The 523-nt window shown below is 64.6% G+C and carries 1 protein-coding gene; it reads left to right on the plus strand.

Annotated features, from left to right (window positions below; all coding sequences use genetic code 11):
* Nucleotides 1-523 (plus strand): fructose-bisphosphatase class II (locus AC1DT3_RS23895; protein WP_477467621.1); only part of this gene is annotated, 523 nt, incomplete at both ends.

Here is a 523-nt window from a genome sequence, read left to right on the forward strand (position 1 = left end):
AAGGTCGACATTGCCGTCGACCCGCTAGAAGGTACGACCCTTTGCGCCAAGGACATGCCGGGCTCGATCGCGGTCATGGCGATGGCCGAGGCCGGCAYGTTGCTCGCGGCGCCGGACGTCTACATGCACAAGATCGCCATCGGCCCGGGCTATGCGCAAGGCGTCGTCGATCTAGACGCATCGCCGGAAGAAAACCTCCACGCCCTCGCCAAGGCGAAGGGCGTCAAGGTGAACGAGTTGAATGCCCTGGTCCTCGACCGTCCTCGCCATGCGGAGCTGATTGCGGCGATCCGCAAGACAGGCGCGGGCGTGCGTCTGATTTCCGACGGCGATGTCGCCGGCGTCATTTTCACGACGACGCCCGATCGCACGGGCATTGATATCTATATGGGCATCGGCGCCGCGCCTGAAGGTGTGCTGGCCGCGGGCGCTCTGCGCTGCATCGGCGGCCAGATGCAGGCGCGCCTTATCCTCGATTCCGAGGAAAAGCGTTCCCGCGCTCTCCAGATGGGCGTGAAGGATC

Source organism: Microvirga sp. P4_G7 (assembly GCF_056401005.1).